Origin of the sequence: Streptococcus sp. 1343 (assembly GCF_013277355.1) — a bacterium.
GTDB lineage: Bacteria > Bacillota > Bacilli > Lactobacillales > Streptococcaceae > Streptococcus > Streptococcus pseudopneumoniae.
Genome location: NZ_VMMT01000058.1, coordinates 1 through 17,563, shown reverse-complemented (window position 1 = coordinate 17,563; position 17,563 = coordinate 1). Strand labels below are relative to the sequence as shown.

Annotated in this window: 23 protein-coding genes; all 23 read right to left on the bottom strand. The window is 40.9% G+C overall.

The window, feature by feature from the left end; genetic code table 11:
• A partial coding sequence (locus HT709_RS08585) for a phage tail spike protein (RefSeq protein ID WP_172925682.1) occupies positions 1-1,371 on the bottom strand: 1,371 nt, incomplete at its 3' end.
• Positions 1,368-2,066 (bottom strand): phage tail protein, encoded by a 699-nt coding sequence (locus HT709_RS08580; protein ID WP_079252851.1) that lies wholly within the window; start codon positions 2,064-2,066, stop codon positions 1,368-1,370. The genes HT709_RS08580 and HT709_RS08585, both read right to left, overlap by 4 nt.
• The gene (locus tag HT709_RS08575) at positions 2,066-6,241 is read right to left on the bottom strand and encodes a phage tail tape measure protein (protein WP_172925681.1); all 4,176 of its coding nucleotides are present in this window, start codon (positions 6,239-6,241) and stop codon (positions 2,066-2,068) included. Before HT709_RS08575 ends, HT709_RS08580 begins: the two co-directional genes overlap by 1 nt.
• 56 nt (positions 6,242-6,297) lie before the next feature.
• Positions 6,298-6,528: a hypothetical protein gene (locus tag HT709_RS08570; RefSeq protein WP_000087358.1), complete on the bottom strand. Its 231-nt coding sequence runs from the start codon at positions 6,526-6,528 to the stop codon at positions 6,298-6,300.
• A 248-nt stretch (positions 6,529-6,776) separates the two neighbouring features.
• Entirely contained in the window at positions 6,777-7,070 is a 294-nt protein-coding gene (locus HT709_RS08565) for a hypothetical protein (RefSeq protein ID WP_001151571.1), read from the bottom strand.
• Between the two features lie 45 nt (positions 7,071-7,115).
• The gene (locus HT709_RS08560; protein WP_000216339.1) at positions 7,116-7,712 is read right to left on the bottom strand and encodes a major tail protein; all 597 of its coding nucleotides are present in this window, start codon (positions 7,710-7,712) and stop codon (positions 7,116-7,118) included.
• A gap of 16 nt (positions 7,713-7,728) precedes the next feature.
• Positions 7,729-8,109, bottom strand: coding sequence for a hypothetical protein (locus HT709_RS08555; RefSeq protein WP_000588569.1), 381 nt, complete (start codon positions 8,107-8,109; stop codon positions 7,729-7,731).
• A complete protein-coding gene (locus HT709_RS08550; protein WP_023933960.1) occupies positions 8,109-8,507 on the bottom strand; it encodes a hypothetical protein in 399 nt (132 codons plus the stop codon). The genes HT709_RS08555 and HT709_RS08550 overlap by 1 nt, the downstream gene beginning before the upstream one ends.
• Positions 8,500-8,889, bottom strand: coding sequence for a hypothetical protein (locus HT709_RS08545; RefSeq protein WP_000830391.1), 390 nt, complete (start codon positions 8,887-8,889; stop codon positions 8,500-8,502). The genes HT709_RS08550 and HT709_RS08545 overlap by 8 nt, the downstream gene beginning before the upstream one ends.
• On the bottom strand, positions 8,876-9,064 hold the full coding sequence (locus HT709_RS08540; RefSeq protein WP_000598693.1) for a hypothetical protein: 189 nt from the start codon (positions 9,062-9,064) through the stop codon (positions 8,876-8,878). Before HT709_RS08540 ends, HT709_RS08545 begins: the two co-directional genes overlap by 14 nt.
• Positions 9,057-9,347: a hypothetical protein gene (locus tag HT709_RS08535; RefSeq protein WP_000401888.1), complete on the bottom strand. Its 291-nt coding sequence runs from the start codon at positions 9,345-9,347 to the stop codon at positions 9,057-9,059. The genes HT709_RS08540 and HT709_RS08535 overlap by 8 nt, the downstream gene beginning before the upstream one ends.
• Before the next feature lie 13 nt (positions 9,348-9,360).
• Complete coding sequence (locus HT709_RS08530) at positions 9,361-10,476, bottom strand: phage major capsid protein (protein ID WP_000976936.1); 1,116 nt, start codon at positions 10,474-10,476, stop codon at positions 9,361-9,363.
• 18 nt (positions 10,477-10,494) lie between these two features.
• Positions 10,495-11,217, bottom strand: a complete 723-nt coding sequence (locus tag HT709_RS08525; protein ID WP_000152604.1) for a head maturation protease, ClpP-related — start codon at positions 11,215-11,217, stop codon at positions 10,495-10,497.
• On the bottom strand, positions 11,198-12,346 hold the full coding sequence (locus HT709_RS08520) for a phage portal protein (protein WP_023937059.1): 1,149 nt from the start codon (positions 12,344-12,346) through the stop codon (positions 11,198-11,200). The genes HT709_RS08525 and HT709_RS08520 overlap by 20 nt, the downstream gene beginning before the upstream one ends.
• Positions 12,347-12,401: 55 nt before the next feature.
• On the bottom strand, positions 12,402-14,042 hold the full coding sequence (locus HT709_RS08515; RefSeq protein ID WP_023938748.1) for a terminase TerL endonuclease subunit: 1,641 nt from the start codon (positions 14,040-14,042) through the stop codon (positions 12,402-12,404).
• Entirely contained in the window at positions 14,039-14,377 is a 339-nt protein-coding gene (locus tag HT709_RS08510; RefSeq protein ID WP_000393459.1) for a hypothetical protein, read from the bottom strand. Before HT709_RS08510 ends, HT709_RS08515 begins: the two co-directional genes overlap by 4 nt.
• A 117-nt stretch (positions 14,378-14,494) precedes the next feature.
• Positions 14,495-14,791 carry an HNH endonuclease gene (locus HT709_RS08505; protein ID WP_000573817.1) on the bottom strand — a complete coding sequence of 99 codons (297 nt, stop codon included), beginning with the start codon at positions 14,789-14,791 and terminating at the stop codon, positions 14,495-14,497.
• Between the two features lie 213 nt (positions 14,792-15,004).
• The gene (locus tag HT709_RS08500) at positions 15,005-15,547 is read right to left on the bottom strand and encodes a site-specific integrase (protein WP_001028145.1); all 543 of its coding nucleotides are present in this window, start codon (positions 15,545-15,547) and stop codon (positions 15,005-15,007) included.
• Between the two features lie 299 nt (positions 15,548-15,846).
• On the bottom strand, positions 15,847-16,275 hold the full coding sequence (locus HT709_RS08495; RefSeq protein ID WP_023940104.1) for an ArpU family phage packaging/lysis transcriptional regulator: 429 nt from the start codon (positions 16,273-16,275) through the stop codon (positions 15,847-15,849).
• 70 nt (positions 16,276-16,345) lie between these two features.
• Positions 16,346-16,576, bottom strand: coding sequence for a helix-turn-helix transcriptional regulator (locus HT709_RS08490; RefSeq protein WP_000653363.1), 231 nt, complete (start codon positions 16,574-16,576; stop codon positions 16,346-16,348).
• The gene (locus HT709_RS08485) at positions 16,566-16,745 is read right to left on the bottom strand and encodes a hypothetical protein (protein ID WP_001007110.1); all 180 of its coding nucleotides are present in this window, start codon (positions 16,743-16,745) and stop codon (positions 16,566-16,568) included. The genes HT709_RS08490 and HT709_RS08485 overlap by 11 nt, the downstream gene beginning before the upstream one ends.
• Before the next feature lie 107 nt (positions 16,746-16,852).
• A complete protein-coding gene (locus HT709_RS08480; protein ID WP_007284829.1) occupies positions 16,853-17,365 on the bottom strand; it encodes a GcrA cell cycle regulator domain protein in 513 nt (170 codons plus the stop codon).
• Positions 17,352-17,531 (bottom strand): hypothetical protein, encoded by a 180-nt coding sequence (locus HT709_RS08475; protein WP_001113499.1) that lies wholly within the window; start codon positions 17,529-17,531, stop codon positions 17,352-17,354. The genes HT709_RS08480 and HT709_RS08475 overlap by 14 nt, the downstream gene beginning before the upstream one ends.
• Positions 17,532-17,563 lie beyond the last annotated feature (32 nt).

Here is a 17,563-nt window from a genome sequence, read left to right as displayed (position 1 = left end):
CGACAAAGCCGTCTGAGCATTCCTAGTCTGCGATTTAAACGCTTCAAGTCTAGCAACAGAATCCAGCCCAATCCGCTTGGCTTCCTGAGCAAGAGAGCTACTTGCGCCAGCTTGTCTCAAAGCTTCCTCAGCCTTGCGCCTTGATTCTCGTAAAGGTTCATCATAAAAGCTATTGAAACGCTGATTGATAGTGTCAGACACTTCTTGCTTGACTTCTTCTGCCTTAGCCTTGGCAAGTTCGATGGCATCCGTGATAGCTTTCTCACGCTTAGTAAATTCAGCGTCAAAAGCACGGTCAGCGTTGGCGATTTCCTTTTTCAAACGTTCTTCAAAAATCTGATGCAGATTTCGGCTTTCATTCAAAACGGCATCATTTACAATCCCACCGATCGCATTTGCAAGACTGGACTGGAAGGTCCCAAAACCTATTGATTTTAGGCGTTTTGCCATTGGCGAATAGGTATATTTGGTGATTTTCTTACGAACATCAAGACCGTACCACTCATGGTAGATACTGACCACATCGAACATCCGAACCGCTACATCGCTCTGGCCGACAACCGAGATTTCAAGACTATCTTCTAGCATGTCGCACATACTCGTCCGAAAATACTGCTTACCGTATTCAATCAAGCTAGCCTCATCTGTCACATCTTGGTCATTGACTTCCACCACATCTTCGTAGATTTGGCTATAGTTCCCAAGTAAGGGGCTGTCAATCACCACCATATAATCATGGTCAACCGCATTTTCTCCCTCGCCCTTAACAGTCGTTTTAAAGGTTATCCGAGTTTTTAAAGACTTCGTTGAGGTCTTGTGCTGGTAGCTGGACAAGTTTTTCTTGTACATAAAAAGCGATTCATTTTCTGAACCGCCATTCTTCAACAAACGTAAGTTGTAACCGTTTCGCACCATATCTCCGCCCCACTGACCAAGGATAGAGTGCTTGTCTTTGGCCAAGACCTCCATGGCATTCTTGTCCTTGATGTTGAGCGTATGCCTATCATCAATATCAGAGAAAAAAGAAAAAGGATTGGCTCTGGTAATACTACCAGCAAAAGCACTCAACACCCTTGTACCACTGACACGGTCAACCTCAATAGAGCTGACGATGTAGTTATTTAACAGGCTGATAACCTGATTGGCATAGACTTGAATATATCCTTGTTGCTTTTCAACCTCAAAAATATAAAAATCCTGCTCACCATGCAGATCATCTGCAGTCAGAAAGGTTTCCTCTTTCAGCAATTCCCACTTGGGATCCGATGTAGGAAAACGAAAGGTCAGTTGATAGGTATTGTTCCCAAAATGGACAATTTCATCATTGTAGGCCTCGTTTAAAGGCCTATTTCCCTCTGTAAGATAAATCATAAAATATACCTCCAATTCGGCCGAACTGTGACCTTACGAACCGCACCAGTAAAGACCAGACCGTTATTACCAACTGCCAACTCAAAGAAGCCTCCACGTTTACGTAAAGTATTTTGAACCGCGCCATCTGCATTATAGATATTCTGTTTCTTATGCCTACAATCAATGGTCACTTTTCGTCTAATGGTCAAGTGCATAGTTGTCCTTCCGATAGTCAAAGAAATATCTCCGTCTCCCTCAATCTCAATCACAGGCTCACTATAGACAGAGCCTGGATTGTTGACATTACCGCTTGCGGTAAAAATAAGAGGAGCAAGATTTTTCTGATAGCGGAACGGTTGCATACTCAGCTTAAGCTCTAGCTTCCAGGCATGCATCCCATGAGGGCTATAGGTTGCACCAATAAAATCCGCATAAAAGACAGAACCCAACTGGTAGCTAAACTCCAGCACATTGTCCTTAGGCTGAAATTTCTCCACGATAGTCGAAACATCCAGTAACTTAGGAATATAGAACGAAAAAGTCCGTTCATAACTCTCATAGCCACCATCCAGCACTCGATAACTTCCGTTTGCTCCGTAGAGGTTAGCATCTTCAACCACCCTAGGTTTAGCTGCCTCCACCTGACCAAAATCCGTCACCACGCAGTGAGGGATAGTTGATGTATTGAAACCATTGATAATCATGTAAAACATTACATTCCCTCCCTAGCGTAAATCGCACCTTGACGTTGGTAGACGCTCATTGAAATTTTATCAGCGTCCAGGTAAGTATCTGACGGCTTTTCAAGGATAGCGGTAAGGATCTTCTCCATACTTGCTCTCAGAATCGCTATCTCAGACACGACTTTATCGCTGTCTTTACTATTTGTATCTCCTTTTGTTTGCACCACTATTTTAGCTTGTGCTTCTTCCATCTCACGAAGGAATTTAGCATCACTCGGAATGCCAACTCCTGCAGCATATTTAGGAACCCCCATCTCACGCATCAAGCGTTTGGTCTTATCCGCCCGCAAAACTTTAGCCCCTTTAGGAAGAGGAAGAAGAACATCCCTCCCCTCAGGAATGAAGCTCCTACCATCTGGAAGAGTAACCAATTCCTTGTAGGTACTATTGCGTTGGTCATTGACCATAGCAAGACCACCAGGGTGATAGTTGGTACCGTGGGCATGCCGACTAGCAAAAACATTGGTAAAGAAATCACCAGTTACCCTAGTAATCCAAGTCCTAATGCCTGCAAGCACGCCAGACGCATTATCTTGAGCGTTGATTGTAACCGTTTTGTCTTGAATGCTATTAACGACGCTTTTGACCTCGCTGACAGTACTGGAAGTGCTATTTTTAGCAAGGATATCTACTGGATTATGTTGCTTAATCGCATTAATAGCCGCACTCGTCTCATTTCTAACGCCTGCAGTCTGATCTTTCGCAAGTAAATCAATTGGTTTTTCCTGTTTCGGAGAGTTCACACTCGCTTTTGCACTAGCAACTGCTTCACTAGTATTGTCAGTAGCATTTAATGACTTATTCTCTGGATTAGATAGATTCCAAGCCATGATTTTATCGATTGACAATTGCCCGTTGTTCAAAACATTTGTAGGATCTAGTTTCAAATCTTTTGTAAATGGAGTAGTTGCATTCCAAGTTGTTAGCGTGTCAGTCGAACGAGCAACAGCCTTTCTGAAATTCTCATCCGTAGCCAGCAACTCTTTCTGCTTAGGAGTCAAGGCATCATAGTTATAGAGCGCTTTGGAAGCTTCCTCAGCCTTATTCATCACATCTGTATTTTCCAAAAGCAGTTGCTTGACTTCAGCAGGCATACTGTTCCAGATTCTAAGATGGTTTTCACTATCAAAGATAGCTTGCAGTCCTGCTTGATTTTGGACAATCAACTGTTTTTCTTCCAGTGTCATGGTTGACCACTTACCAGACTCAACGAGAGCTTCAGCAATCGTTACCCGAGCATTTGAGTTGATATTCGCATTTTTAACAATAAATTGCAATTGCTCCCAACCCTCAGCAGATTTAGTCGCTTCCCCAATCACTTCTTTTACGTTTGATTTAATGACAAAATTGTTGTTTTCATCAATGTTTCCGACGAGCAAAGACCAAGCATCATTCGCTTCTCTCGTTTCCTTGCTCATATCACTAGTATACTTAGCAAGAATGCTATGGGAATCACCCATTTTTTGAGAAGCTTCTGCTGCCTTTTGACCGATTACTTCATAAGACAAACCATATTCTTCCAGAACCTTTTTAGCTTCTTCCCAGTAGTTCCAGCTTTGTCCAGTTCGAGCTTTTACCTTAGCGTCAAGGTTTTGCATAACCTGGTAATACTTAGTACCTAAGGCTTCCATGGTTTGCTGGTGGTTTGTTTCAAGTTCTTGAATTTTTTTATTGTAAGTTTCTTGATCGATACGTTTGGCATCTAAGAGTTGTTTCAATCCATCTTTTGAGGTTTTGTATAACTGATTTTCTTCATCCAGAGCCTTCTTCAAAACATCTCTTGTGTGCTTTAATTGCGTTTCATTTAAACTACCAATCTCTCCATTCAGAGCCTGAAGCGCAGCCTTTTGTTGTTCGCCAGATAATTCCATCATTTCGATTCTAGCTTTGATCATCTCTCTTTGGTTGTTTAAGACGATTTCTTTTTCTTCTTGAGAAAACTTGCTAGCGTCTCCATTATGACGTTTGTAGATTTCACTGACCTGATTAGCCATTGCATCGGTATTTGAAACAACTTGGTCATTTTTTACTTTCATTTTAGCGATTTCTTCATCGCTAAACCCCAACTTTTTAGCTAATTCTTCCATACGTTGATTAGCTTTTTCAGCACCTGCTGCTACCTCTTCATGAAGTTTTCGAAAAGCTTCAGAAACTTTTTCAGCATCGCCAGCGTGGGTTCCAAAGTTGGCTACTGCTGTACTGGTATCATCTACCTTACTTTGGAAATCTCTTAACTCTTTCCTTGCAGTATCACTCAACTGAGACCCAAATTCCTCCGCCTTAATGCGCGCCTCGTCTTTCTTATGTCCTAGATAGACCAATCCTCCAGCTAGTAAAGCAGCACCACCCACCAGCAAACCAATAGGATTTGTCAAAGCCCCAATGGCTCCAGACAAGAGACTAGAACTAGATGCAGCAGCGCCAGCTCCTTCCGCTAAAACAGTGGCTTCGCTTCCTACCTTAGCAAGACCGAGACCACCTTGTAAAAGTCCTTTTAATTTACCAGCACGCTCTGTCAATTTAGCAAGACCGAGACCGCCCTTTAATAGTCCTTCTAATTTACCGGCATGTTTTATCAAAATACTAAGAGCCGTCGCCCCATTGCCAAGAAAGTTCAATAGAGGGTAGCCCAGAGCCAAAAAACCACCAATACCAACCGCCAAGCTCTGTACGGCTGGAGGAGCCTTACTTAGCCAGTCGATAAATTGGTTCACCTTATCAATCACAGGAGTTAGTAATGGTAATAATTTCTGACCAATGTTAATCTGTAAAACTTCCAAACTAGATTTAAAACGTTCCACACCATTTTTAGAAGACTTAGATAATTCATTTGCTAAATCCTTGGTATAAGTTGTCGCCCCCTTGGTTTCATTAGCAAGATTACGCAACGCATCTCCACCTTGGTCAACCAAGATATTCATCGCTGTCTGAGCTTCTGTACCAAAGGCTGTAGCAATCAAGGCCGATTTCTGAGCATCTGTCATCCCTTCCGTATTCTTTTTGATACGATCCAAAATATCAGGTAGCTTAATCGCGCCGCTACGAAATTCTTCTGCAGAAAAACCAAGCTTCTCCATTGCATTTGCATTTTGCTCTGATGGTTTCAGTAGCCTTGTTAAAGCTCCACGCAGAGCCGTACCAGCCTTTTCACCAGCAATACCATTGTTGGACAAAAGACCAACAGCAGCGGCAGTCTCTTCCAAGTTCATACCAACGTTTTTAGCAACGGGACCAACATACTCCATTGCAGCCCCCATATCAGCAAAACCAGCAGCCGTTTTATTGGCGACAAAGGTTAAGCTATTGGTTACTCGCTCTGTATCCTGAGTAGATAGCCCAAATTGTTGCAAAATATTCGTAGTGGCGTTCATAACCGTATTGAAGTCCTCACCAGACGCCTTTGCAGCGTCTAGGATAGCAGGCATGGCTTCGATTGTTTGATTGGCATCAAAACCTTTCTTGATAATTTCTTGCATCCCTTCATTGATAGATGCAGTAGAAATCCCATACTGCTTCGCCCAATTTTTTGAACTTTCACCCAGCTTTTGTGTGGTACTGTTCAGTTCATCCGCTGTTGGAATAGTATCTGCTAACAGAGATTTAGTTGTATTCATCTGACTTTCAAAGTCAATAGCTTTCTTAGTAGAAAGCGTAAAACCAGCTAATAAAGCAGCAGACACAGGCTTCATTGCATCGCCCATAGCCCGCAATTTTTCTCCACCTTTTGCAAAATTTTCACTCAAGGTATCCATCTTACCAGACCAACTATTTTCACGCCCCACATCTTGCAAAGCTTTTTCAACACCGCGTAGCTGACCTTCCATTACTGCCAACTTAGCATTCTCACGCTGAATATCAGCAGCAGCCTTGTCAAATTTAGCTGTCCCCGGTTCAAGTTTATCAAAACTTTTCTTCATCTCATCCAAAACTTTACGTTGTGAATCAATGGCTTGTCCTAAAGTCTTGTATTTTGCTTGAAGTAAGCTAGCATTTTTTTCATTGCCTTTTAAAGTACTGTCCAAAGAACGGACATTATTTTGAAAGTACTTTACAGCGTTTTTTGCACCAGTTAGAGTAGGACTGAACTTTGACACGTCCAACCCTAGCTCGATATACATCTGACCTAACGGCGTACCGCTTGCCATCTTGTTCTCCTTCCTAACTCCTCAGAGCAAAGAAAAAAGCCCTTACGGACTTTTCATCATTCTTTATAAAAATCATCCATTGCCATGTTCATAAAAGCCCAGATAAACATACCAAGAAATAGATAAGCATAGAGTGGCAGGGAAGCAAAGATAAAGGGTGATAGCAAGAGCATACCAAAGATATCTACAAAATTTGTACAAATACAATACAAGCCAAAAGCAAGATAAAGGATAAAAATGGTAAACCAAAACCAATATCTTCTACATGCTTTTTCTTTTCGAGACATTTCTTCCACCTCCCTTACATATCTCTATTATATTCCTAAGCCTTTGATTTGTAAAGTCTTGACCTAGAGACTTTCTAAAAAATCTGCCAAGTCAAGCACTTCTTCTTGTTCACTCGTTTCCAGACTTCCCAAGACCCCCATCAAGTCCTCCCAACTCGTATCCATCACATCGCGAATGCTCATTCCATAAGGACCCTCTGTAACTTGCTTGACAAAACCATAAAAACGTTTGATCGCTTGCCCAGGTGCTAGCTCTTTTCCTTTGGGTCTACATCACCTACCAGATGAGCATAAATTGCTGTAAAAATAGAAATCACTTTCGCAAAATCTGTGTATTCTAGTAATTGTTCTACTGTCACATCATCAAACAAACTAGCAATAAATCCCAACTGCTTATCAAGCTTCTCTACCTCAGATAAATCACTTGTCAAGGATTCGTTCATGACCAAATAGTCACGATAATCACGAGTTGTGATTTCTTTGCTCTTTTTTAGGACATCTTCTCCCTTGTCATTTTTAATTGTAAATTGAACCTTAGCCATATACTTTCCTTTCTAAAAAAGTAAAAGAGAGCTTTCGCCCTCCTTCTACCCCGCAGCGGTTATGTTTAGTTGACCTTTCAATTTCTTCAACTTTTCAGCATCTGAACCATAAACAATAGCACCATAACGCCCCTTAGTTGCAACGTCTGAACTAGCTGTCGCAGTGAAATTCACACTAGTAGTAGCTAACTCATTCGCCTTATCCTTGAGCGTTTCAAAATCAATAGCATCCATAGAAAGCTGACCTTTATAAAAACCATAGTAAACAGGTTCCCCATCAGCAGTATTACTTTCAATGAGAATGGAAACATTCTTGGCAACTGTGTCTGCACCGAAGTAATAGATACCATCATCATCGCCATACCCCAAAGCATTCGTATATAAAGCTAATGGGACATCAAGCAAGCCCATCTCTACCTTAACATCACCGACTCCTCGATTGGAGACGTGATAAGCCACATTACTACCATAAGTCTTTACAGGGTCACTAGATAATCCAGTTACTCTAGCGGTCTGTGTAGCCCCTTCATTATCTTTACCTTCTAGCGTGAAGAGGTTCTGTCCAACCGTTGGAGTCTGTCCATCATGCACACGAATGGTGACTGATTTAAGTCCGATAAGTGCAGTTCCTTTTACTGTCATTTCTTTTTCCTTCTTTCTAGTATTTCTCATATAGAGCGCTCATACCACGATAAGTCCGAACGTCTACATAGCGCTTAATATCAGGAATCCATTGTTCCAAACCACCTTCAGTCTGATAAAATCCCTGTTCTTCCATTATTTTTTCAATTCTTCCTTGGAGTTCTTTACACTCCACTCGATTAGTAGACTCTACATTGATTTGATAGAGAAAAGTCTTAGCCAAACTAGTATTACTACCGTGAGCCGTCTGCATTGGAGGCCCTACAGGGATAATGACAATACTGGTCTCGCCATCTCCCAAGCTCTCAGGACGCTCAAAAGACTTGATACTAATACCAGATAAAGACTCATCCTCTTCCAAAGCATCGTAGAGTTCAGTTAATTTGTCTTTAATCATTACAAAAACTCCTGTTTTAACTTCATGCCGACTTTAGACTTAAAGACCGGCTTACTCGCTTCAAAAAAGCGGCGCATGACTCCGAAACCACGAGGATGCCCATTCTTTGCATAGCCAAATTCATTTAAGTGAATAATAGTCCAACGAGGACTTTTAAAACCTAATTTAACCATTGGAACTCCGCTGGATGTACCAGTCACATTCCCATGAACGACCGCACCAACCGTCTTCCCAGTGTCAGCGTACACCGCCATAGCCCGTTTGAAAGTTGGCTCAAACTCCTCAACCGTCTCCTTCAAGGCTCTGTTGACCTTTCTACGAATTACCGGCTCTCCTAGTCGAGCCTCAATATTCCTCAAAATATCATCAAATCCTTTTAGATTAGCTCCACTAGACATCACGACCACCTCCGATAAGGACAATCAAAAAATCCCGATTAGCAAAATCAGGACGGACATCAATGATTTGCCATTTCTTACCAACTAGACGGATATCCCCCACTTCGACAAAATGCCGATTTTCAGGCTGATAATCTGTCAGAGGGTCACGAATCTTCAAAGTCATCTTAGCTTTCATCGCTTTTCCAGTTGCAATCTCAACGTCTTTCATACTTGGAGAATAAGTTTGCCCCATCGTATAAAAAGCCTTCTCGTAACTCACATCACGACCATCAACCCCTTTTTTTATTTTAGAGGTATAGAAAGTCAGGGGAGTTCTCAGGTCTCCATTTTGAGACTCAGGCTTTTTGTAACGATAGCTTGGTCCCTCACTCCTCTTCATTTACACTCACTACTTCCTTAGAGCTACGACTTCTGGACGACTTTTCCAACTCGACATAGTCAGGTAAATGTTCCTTTAGCTCAGCAAATCGTTCTTCTGTCGCTTCAAACCTTTCTCCGACTTGCCTAAGGACTCCCTCCTTGAGGTCATAAAACTCTTTTAATACCTTAATCATCACTATCCTCCATTTCTATCTTATCTAACGATAATGCTAAAATATCCGCTTTGAAATTTTCGTAAAAAAATTCAACTTGGTCATTATAGACATAGCGAGCACGTTCTAAGATAAGTTCCCTTATTTGATGATCGTGTATATTCCCACTTCCTACCAAGCGGGTAATAACCATTTGAGAACTTTCTAACATCCGTGAGAGATTCGCATCTTCTCCGCTATGAAAAATTCTCATCCGCTCCTTAAAAGGATCAAGGAGGGAATGAAGTTTAGCTTCAATCTCCATCCTTCGTCACCTTTTATTTTCCAATATTCAGTGTCCACACAGCAGCAGTCTTTTCATCATGCGCTTTACCATAAGCAAATTGCTTAGCAGTGTAGAGATTCAAGTCTTCTAAAGCATAGGTTTCGGTAAATCGTCCAAATTCAATCCCCCCACCTACAAAGGCATCGTAGCGACCTTTGACAAATGTAGTCACCTTACCAGACGCTTGAGCAACCGACTCAACCAAGATGAGGTTATAAGGCATAGCTGTTACATATACACCCTGAGCATTGAGAGACGTATATTGCTTCTTCACATCCCAGGCATCTACAGGGTTCACTACCATAACCAAATTACCTTCTACTGCAACAGGAGTGGTATTGTCAGCTTTTGTAGAATGGTATTTATAAACCTCCGTCAACTCTTTTACCACGGTAGCAGAGTCTGCGAAAGTCAATGGTTTTTTCTGAGCTTGTTTCTCAGCATAAGTTACTTTTTCACTTTCTGCAGTCCCTGTAAGAGTACGAGATAACCCGATAGGCTTGTTGTCCCCATCACCATTTAAATAACCAGCTTCAAGAGCAGCTGCAAAGGCCTCTGTAATTTGAATGGATACGTAAGACTGTAGCCAAGCAGGACCAAACTTTTCAGAGTCTTTAGGGATTACAACAAAAGCAGTCAATTTAGACTGAATCGCTTCTTCTTCAGCAAATTCTTGTTTCAATTGTCCTTGAATTTCAGCATTGATTTTACCCCAAACCGCTTGACCTGTACGACTAGACTTGAGGAATTTCAAACGAATACCAGCATTACGCAAGCCGATGTGTTGAAGAAGTGGACGGGCTGCCACCATATCCTCAAAAATACGGTCAATTGTTTCCTGAGGGAACAATTTCTCAATTCCTTTGGGAGGAAGTTTCTCAATGTTGTTGAAAAATTCGCGAGCTTCAGCAGTCAACTGTGCATCGTATGGATTCATAGTTGCGATTTCTTTACGAGCAGCTTCTCGAGCATCATCTTGCAACTTATCTGTCAATGCCTCAATCATCTCGTTATAGAGCTTATTTTGCTCCTCCATAGGAGCACCAGTTTCTACTGCATTCATAAAGTTCTGACGAGCAGTTGTAAATTCATTACCAAGTTTCATCATTGTTTTTTATTTCCTTTCTTAAAATGGGAAACGACCCAACCCCACAGGTTCAGCCGTCTTGTCTTCTTTTTTCTTATCTTCTGGGATAGGTAAACTGTTATTCAACCTATCACGAACCAAGTCCGCCAATAACTCCACATCTGGGGTCATCGCAGATCGGATTTTTTCGATAAAATCACGAGGAATCACAGGTGTCTGACTAGCTACCAAGACAGGAGCTTCCTGACTTTCAAACATGACCTTATCTGCGAAGCCATGATTAACAGCAGAACGAGCATCAAACCACGTTTCACCCTCCATTAGATCCAGTAAATCATCTAATGCCTTACCAGTCTTATCAATATAGGCATATGCGATGGACTTATTAAACCCTTCTAACACACCAGCCTCATGCAAGAGCGCCTTATGGTCACCACGTACACCAGCAGATACATTATGGATCATGATTTGCGCTGTAGGACTAATTTCCACCTGATCACCAGCCATAGCGATAACACTCGCAGCACTAGCAGCAATCCCCACGATTTTCACCGTCACATGCCCCTGATAAGCACGCAATGCTGTATAGATTTCACTACCAGCATACACATCACCACCACCAGAATTGATGTGCACCTCCACATCTTCTCCCGTCGTCGGCAATACAATATCCTTAGGAGCAGTTGCATCCATGTCTAGCCAATCATAAAACCAGCGGTCATCATTGGATACAATCGCTCCCTTAATCTGAATGATTGTCATCCTCATTTCCTCCTTTCTCTATTTCGTTTTCACCCTGATAGTTCTTAGTGATAAGGAAAGAATCCCCACCAGGAACAGCCTCAAGACCAAGTTCCAATCTCACCTCATTTCGAGTCATAGCCCCAGATGAGATGAGTTTATCTATGTTCTCAGCCAGAGCAAACTTATCCAGTCCCCCCTCACCAAAAATCACAAATTTTTTCTGATTAGCGTATCCAGCCGAACTCACCATAGCATGGTTTAGAGCGTCACCCACTTTTTTAACCAGCGATTCATAACAATAACTGTTAAACATCTTCTGGCTATTAGACAAATCAGCCATATCTCCATGCATCAAAGCCGTCGGCAAACCTAATATATCCGCAACCTCGTCATCAAATTGACGTCTCAGTTTCTTCAACTCTTCAACTGATAGATTTGTAGTTCCTACCGTATTGGTCAACTCCGAATACTCCACACCATCCATTGTCGGTACAATGGCAACCGTCTTAGACGTAAAGGACTTAAAAAGATTGTCCGCATATCTCTGCAGTTTCTTTCTCTTATCCTCATCAAAAGTTCCATTCGCTTTTGTAGCCAGAACCCCACGGATCTGATTATTTCTAGCTAAGGCTTCCACCAGACGAGTATGTAGTTTTTCATAATCAGAAAACAAGTCAGATACATATTCTTGCAAGCGATTGTTATTATACTGAAGAAAGATGACATCACTCATAGCAAACTTCCTCTGAAATGTATAATCCCCGACAGACACCATCTCAAAGGTGTCATCATACAGAGCATAACGCCTACGAGTAAAAGCATCAGCTACCAGTAACTGCTTATCATCAGACAAAACAATGAGTACTTCGTTTTTCGTCAATAAGCGATAAATGACCTTCTGCCAGAACTCCGAGGCCGACTCATTCTTATTGGGACGCACATTTAAAATATAATCCCAGTCTGACGTCACATGATGATTCTCCACCATATACCGAAATTCCGACTTAGCAAAGATACGAGCCACAAACTCCGCCGACTTATCAATCGCTAAACTCTTTAACTGCAAACACCCCAACATTCGTTCCAACTCTTCAAAATCAAAAACAACATCAGGCGCATCACGCTTAAATAAATTTAAGAACCCCATGCTTCCCCTCCTTCCTATCCAATTACCAACCTACCACCCAAAATTTATTCTTAGATTAAAACTCCCAATCCTCTAACATATCGAGGAATTCCCCAACGTTCGACTCATGTACAAGCTCACGTTTGTATAGAGCAGCAATCAAGGCATGGAAACCATCCGTCTTTCTTCTGACGGGCTCTTTCTTCAAGAAACGCTTATTGCCATCCTTGTCCTCTTTGACGTAGGTATTATCCGTATACCAAATCATAGAATTATCATTCTCAAAGATAAATCGTTCATTAGCAAATCCGTCTTCAATGATTGGCGCAACCTTGGATTGAATCGCCCCAGGATTTCTCAAGAACTCATATTCAAAACCAGCCTCTTCCAAAAGAGGTTTTAACAAGTCCATTCTGAAACCATCTGCACATACAAGCTCAATCTGATAAAACTTACTCCATTCATTCAATTTTTCGACCAATAAACGAGGGTCAATACTAGGGCCGTCCACAATTGTAAATAAGCCTCTATCTGCCCATTCCTGAATAGGAGCTTTAAGTTTAAAAGCTTTCAAAAATGCTTTACGAGCAAATGAATGTTGTTTCCAGATAAACTCATCTCCGTTCTTAAACAACAAACCAACACTCGCAAAATCTCGAATGCTAGCATAGTCAAATCCTGCGACACAGGACTTACCCAACAAGTCAATACCAGGCGAACGTAAACAAGCAAGTAATCTTTCACGAGTCGTCACATCTTTCTCAAGGTCTGCTTCAGGAAGATTCATCCGTTTAGTCATGAACTCCTGACGACCAGACGGCTCCAGCTCAAGGTCATCATAGTCAGCCTTAGTTCTAGCAAGCAACCTCTTAGCGTAAGGCGTGCTTTCATCCAACATCGGATTTGCTTTCGGCCAATTCTTCATGTCATCCACCTCATCCGCACTATCAAGCTTGCAGATAAAAGGGAAGAGTCTGAAATCATCAACCTCTCCATTCAAGATTTGCATAGACTTCTCTATCAGCTTGTCATAGAACCCCTCGCGCACATACCCATTCGTACCGTTGTAGAAAGTCCTGACATGAGCAATCTTACCAAGACCAGACCTTTGAACCTTCACAGCCTTATCATTTTCAAATTGGTGAATCTCATCAAACTCAAGACAACCATCACGAGCAGAGTCCATAGTCTTCGGATTATTCGTCCGAAAAGAAAAGACCGAGTTGTTCGCTCGACCTGTGATAGACATTTTAGTCAGATAGAAATGGTCCTCAAGACCACGCCTTTGGATAGTCTCATAAACTTCCTCAAACGAAACCTTACCCTGTTTCTCAGAGTTAGCAGTGATAGTCACATCGTAATCTCTGATAGGGTAGATAGGGCTGATAAAAAACGATGACCTTGCTGACATAAAACCATTCTTACCACCCCCACGAGCAAGTGTGTATAGATACTCGTCAAAGTGTGGTTCCTCGTCTACCTTCCGAAAAAGAAAAATGAACGGTGTCAAGAAAAGTTGATACTTAGCCAGAGGGAAAAAATTCTTTTCCGCAAACCGAATGAACTTATCAATCAAGTCATTATCAAAATACAAATCATCACGAGGATAGATTTTCTCCTTGATGATTTTAAACAGCAACTTCCTTTCCTTGTTGACAACAACTTCTCCATTCTCAGCCATTTTGATGTAGTCATCAACCAGCGGATGAGAAATCATAACAGATCACTTCCAGACGTAGCTTTCTCGACAGGAGAATTTTCAACATCAAAATCAAACGACCGCTCAATAGCCAAAAGCTGATTACTGGTTGTGTTGATTTCCTTGATGAGAGAATTCGCTTTTTGGAATCTTTGTTGTCCATTGTGAACAGTGATGACCAGTCCGTCTTCATGAAGTTTAGCTTTCAGCTCATAAAGCAGCCGGACAAGATAAAGATAGCGATTGACTTTTTCATACTGAATCGCATCCTTTTTTCTAGGACTGAAATAGCCAATTTTAGAAAGTAGCTGATTTTCTAATTCTTTTATATTTTTTTCCGAGTATTCTTCCATTCCCCCCCACCCCCTTTAATTTTTTGTTAAAAATTTGGACAGTCGAGTGCAGACCGCTTACCGACATCTTTGAAAATTTCCGATTTTTTTGACCGGGGGGGGTTAAGATTCGTTCACCTAACCCCACCATTCATCTTTTCGGAAATTTCTGTCATTCTTATCAAAACGATCATGCCTTTTATTATGACATGCCTTGCACAATGTTCGTAGGTTATCGATATCAAGCGCGAACTCTGGATAGAACTCTAGCTCCTTGATATGGTCAACTTCTAAATTAGTAGTCGTGACCTTGCCTTCATCCCTGCACCATACACATTCGTAATGATCTCGTTTAAGTGCTTGCCTTCTTATCGTTCTCCACTCACTGGAATTGTAAAATTGGTTTCGTTCTTCTCGAGTTGAAACTTCAATCATTGTTTAATATTCTTTGTTCATTATATCTTTCGTCAATAATTATCTTAAAGATACTTATTTTAAATTGCTGTTACTCTATATTTTCTAGCGTTCAATTAGACATATCTTATATTCTGTCTAATTCAAACAGTCGCCAAAAATCCTGACACAATAAGGATATACAGTAATCCACTAAATGAATTAGCGTTTGACTCGTTATGTCTAATTGGTTAACTACAATCCAAAATTTGACATCGCTTTGTCCTGTTGATCTTGACGAATACCTATATATCTTAAGGTAATAGCTGGTGATGAATGATTAAACAAACTCATCAACATTGCTATATCTTTTGTCTTTTTATAATAATGATATCCAAATGTCTTCCTCATTGAATGAGTTCCTATATTTTCAATACCACACTCAGATGCAGCAACTTTTAAAATCCAATCCACAGTCCTACGATCAAGTGGTTTATTTTTTCCGACTCTACTTTGAAATAAAAAATGATGATGAGGTTTATTTTGTATATACTCTCTAACCTCACGTTTGAGAGTTTTAGTCATTTTAATCTTTTTCTTCTTCCCAGTCTTTTGTTCTTTCAGTTTGATATACCAACCTTGAACATCCTTTACTCGAATTTTTAAAATGTCACCAACTCGCAAACCTGAATTGATACCAAAAAGAAATAAAATATAATTACGCTCATTCCATTCTCTCAGATAATCTTTCATAGCCTGTATATCATCTTTATCCCTGATTGGTTCTACAATATTCAAAACAAGTATCACCACCTTTCAAATAATCAAAAAAAGCCACTGGTCGTGGCATTGAATATGACAGTAGATGGAATTGAACCAGCTGGTCTAGCAGTAAAACGCACGCTTGGTAAAAGTTTCAAGGAGACCCAAACAACCTGCTAACCTGTCCTTACTGTCTAAGAGGCCGAAACCTCTGTATTTTTAGGAGTCCTCATGACTGTTCGTTACCCAATCATTGGATAATACTATTTTAGCACCTTTTTTCGTTCCAATTCTCCCAAGATTTTCCCAGATTTTTCCCAAGATTTTCCCAGAAATCACTTGTAAACCAAAAGGTTGCTTGCTTGATAGGACTCTGCAAACTCTAATAGAGCTTTGTTTAATATCCGATAATACTCACTAGATGAGTAGCCTAGTTCTGAGTAGATGCTGTAGTCTTCCCTCCTTTTCTTCCTGCAATATCGTTCGATTAGGATACGTGTATATTCCATATCGGAAAGATTGTTGATTGCTTTAGCGATTAGTTCTAAATCCTGCTGAGCTGATACTCTACGCAAGACCATGCTTTCTACCTGCTTACTTGTCTGACCACTTGATGATTTTGGTTCAAGCGAGTAGGATATTGTTATTTTGGGGGCGTATTCTTCTCCAGCAATCCGTCTCAGACGACTGTATTTTTTTAGGACTTTGATAGCTTCCTTTCTGGTTTTCTTTTCATCGATGATATCCAATAACTCTATTTGCACACGAACTCCTCCTCATGATATAATAGTTATGCGAAACCATACCATGAGGAGTCAGCTGTGCTGGCTTTTTTCATGCCCTACTCCCGAGAATAATATCAGCAGGAAAAGCAAAGTAAGTACAGATATCTTCTACATTATAAATATTCGGTACACTTTCCTCCTTCTCCCATTTAGCAATCAGGTAGCGACTATAGCCTAGTTTAGCTGCTAACTTTTCTTGTGACAACTTCCTTTCCTTACGTTTTTGCTTTAGCAAGAAAGCAAACCTACTTGCTTGTCTTGGATTTAATTTATCCTTCATCATCCACCTCAATCTTTATGACTGCCCTACCATTCGGATGGCGTTTTTGTGTAGATGCAAAAGTGTAATACTTCAACATCCTCTCGGCAATTCCTGTTTCTTTGCTGATTTCCTCAAGCGTTCCTATCGTCACGAACGTTTCACCTTGATATAATGCGTACTCATTCATGCTCCATCTCCTCGATAAGCCAGTCAAGGTTCTTTCTGGCTTTCTTCAGGTCTTCCAGACCGTTTGCACCTTGGTAGTGGCTTGGTTTGTTTATGTTGTCTGTCATGTTAAGTCCTCCTCATAAAAATCATATCATTGTCAAAACTCCAAGGATGCTGTTGAATTTCTTCTTTTCCGACAGGTATTTTATAATGATAAACCACCGCTCTAATCAGACGAAGTGGTCTGTCTAATTGGCATGCTATTTGTCTACAGCTCATGCCCATTTTTCCAAGTGTTTCTATATCGTATTTTGAAATATCCCATTTCTTTTTTCTGCGAGGCAGTCCGAGCCTGTTCGCTTTTATAATCACTGCGTCTAAACTTCGATTTAATATTTTAGCTAGCTGGTTTAAATCTTGAACTTTTTGATAATAGCGCCGTAAAATTCTTATTTCTTCATCCTGCCAATGGCGTTTTGTAAACTGACCTTTTCCTTTGTTGATTATCTCAGACTTACATCGGACAGAACTAACTGTACGACCTAAAAAATCAGCGACCTCTTCAACCGTACTTTCATTATCGTTGTGGGCTAGTAAAATATAATCAACCTCATCTTCTGTCCATCTACGTCCTGCCATAATGTTTATACGCTCCATGTAAATAATAAGTGCCATCTTTACGCTTGTTTACGTAATACGTATATTGCCCATCTGGACTAGCGTAGGAAATCTGCTTCTCTCCTGCCCAGATACCATTGTCACGCATCATATGGCAATTCTCCATAATCCATTCTACGTCAGGCATCTAGTAACTCCTTGTTTTCGTAGATGTTGCCA

Coding starts and splice junctions, on each gene's coding strand:
- HT709_RS08530 (WP_000976936.1), bottom strand. CDS start 10,476: ATGATGAAACTTGGTAATGAATTTACAACTGCTCGTCAGAACTTTATG.
- HT709_RS08535 (WP_000401888.1), bottom strand. CDS start 9,347: ATGGAGATTGAAGCTAAACTTCATTCCCTCCTTGATCCTTTTAAGGAG.
- HT709_RS08580 (WP_079252851.1), bottom strand. CDS start 2,066: ATGTTTTACATGATTATCAATGGTTTCAATACATCAACTATCCCTCAC.
- HT709_RS08560 (WP_000216339.1), bottom strand. CDS start 7,712: ATGACAGTAAAAGGAACTGCACTTATCGGACTTAAATCAGTCACCATT.
- HT709_RS08515 (WP_023938748.1), bottom strand. CDS start 14,042: ATGATTTCTCATCCGCTGGTTGATGACTACATCAAAATGGCTGAGAAT.
- HT709_RS08540 (WP_000598693.1), bottom strand. CDS start 9,064: ATGATTAAGGTATTAAAAGAGTTTTATGACCTCAAGGAGGGAGTCCTT.
- HT709_RS08525 (WP_000152604.1), bottom strand. CDS start 11,217: ATGACAATCATTCAGATTAAGGGAGCGATTGTATCCAATGATGACCGC.
- HT709_RS08490 (WP_000653363.1), bottom strand. CDS start 16,576: ATGAAGGATAAATTAAATCCAAGACAAGCAAGTAGGTTTGCTTTCTTG.
- HT709_RS08565 (WP_001151571.1), bottom strand. CDS start 7,070: ATGGCTAAGGTTCAATTTACAATTAAAAATGACAAGGGAGAAGATGTC.
- HT709_RS08505 (WP_000573817.1), bottom strand. CDS start 14,791: ATGATTGAAGTTTCAACTCGAGAAGAACGAAACCAATTTTACAATTCC.
- HT709_RS08475 (WP_001113499.1), bottom strand. CDS start 17,531: ATGCCTGACGTAGAATGGATTATGGAGAATTGCCATATGATGCGTGAC.
- HT709_RS08480 (WP_007284829.1), bottom strand. CDS start 17,365: ATGGCAGGACGTAGATGGACAGAAGATGAGGTTGATTATATTTTACTA.
- HT709_RS08545 (WP_000830391.1), bottom strand. CDS start 8,889: ATGAAGAGGAGTGAGGGACCAAGCTATCGTTACAAAAAGCCTGAGTCT.
- HT709_RS08520 (WP_023937059.1), bottom strand. CDS start 12,346: ATGGGGTTCTTAAATTTATTTAAGCGTGATGCGCCTGATGTTGTTTTT.
- HT709_RS08570 (WP_000087358.1), bottom strand. CDS start 6,528: ATGTCTCGAAAAGAAAAAGCATGTAGAAGATATTGGTTTTGGTTTACC.
- HT709_RS08485 (WP_001007110.1), bottom strand. CDS start 16,745: ATGAATGAGTACGCATTATATCAAGGTGAAACGTTCGTGACGATAGGA.
- HT709_RS08550 (WP_023933960.1), bottom strand. CDS start 8,507: ATGTCTAGTGGAGCTAATCTAAAAGGATTTGATGATATTTTGAGGAAT.
- HT709_RS08510 (WP_000393459.1), bottom strand. CDS start 14,377: ATGGAAGAATACTCGGAAAAAAATATAAAAGAATTAGAAAATCAGCTA.
- HT709_RS08575 (WP_172925681.1), bottom strand. CDS start 6,241: ATGGCAAGCGGTACGCCGTTAGGTCAGATGTATATCGAGCTAGGGTTG.
- HT709_RS08555 (WP_000588569.1), bottom strand. CDS start 8,109: ATGATTAAAGACAAATTAACTGAACTCTACGATGCTTTGGAAGAGGAT.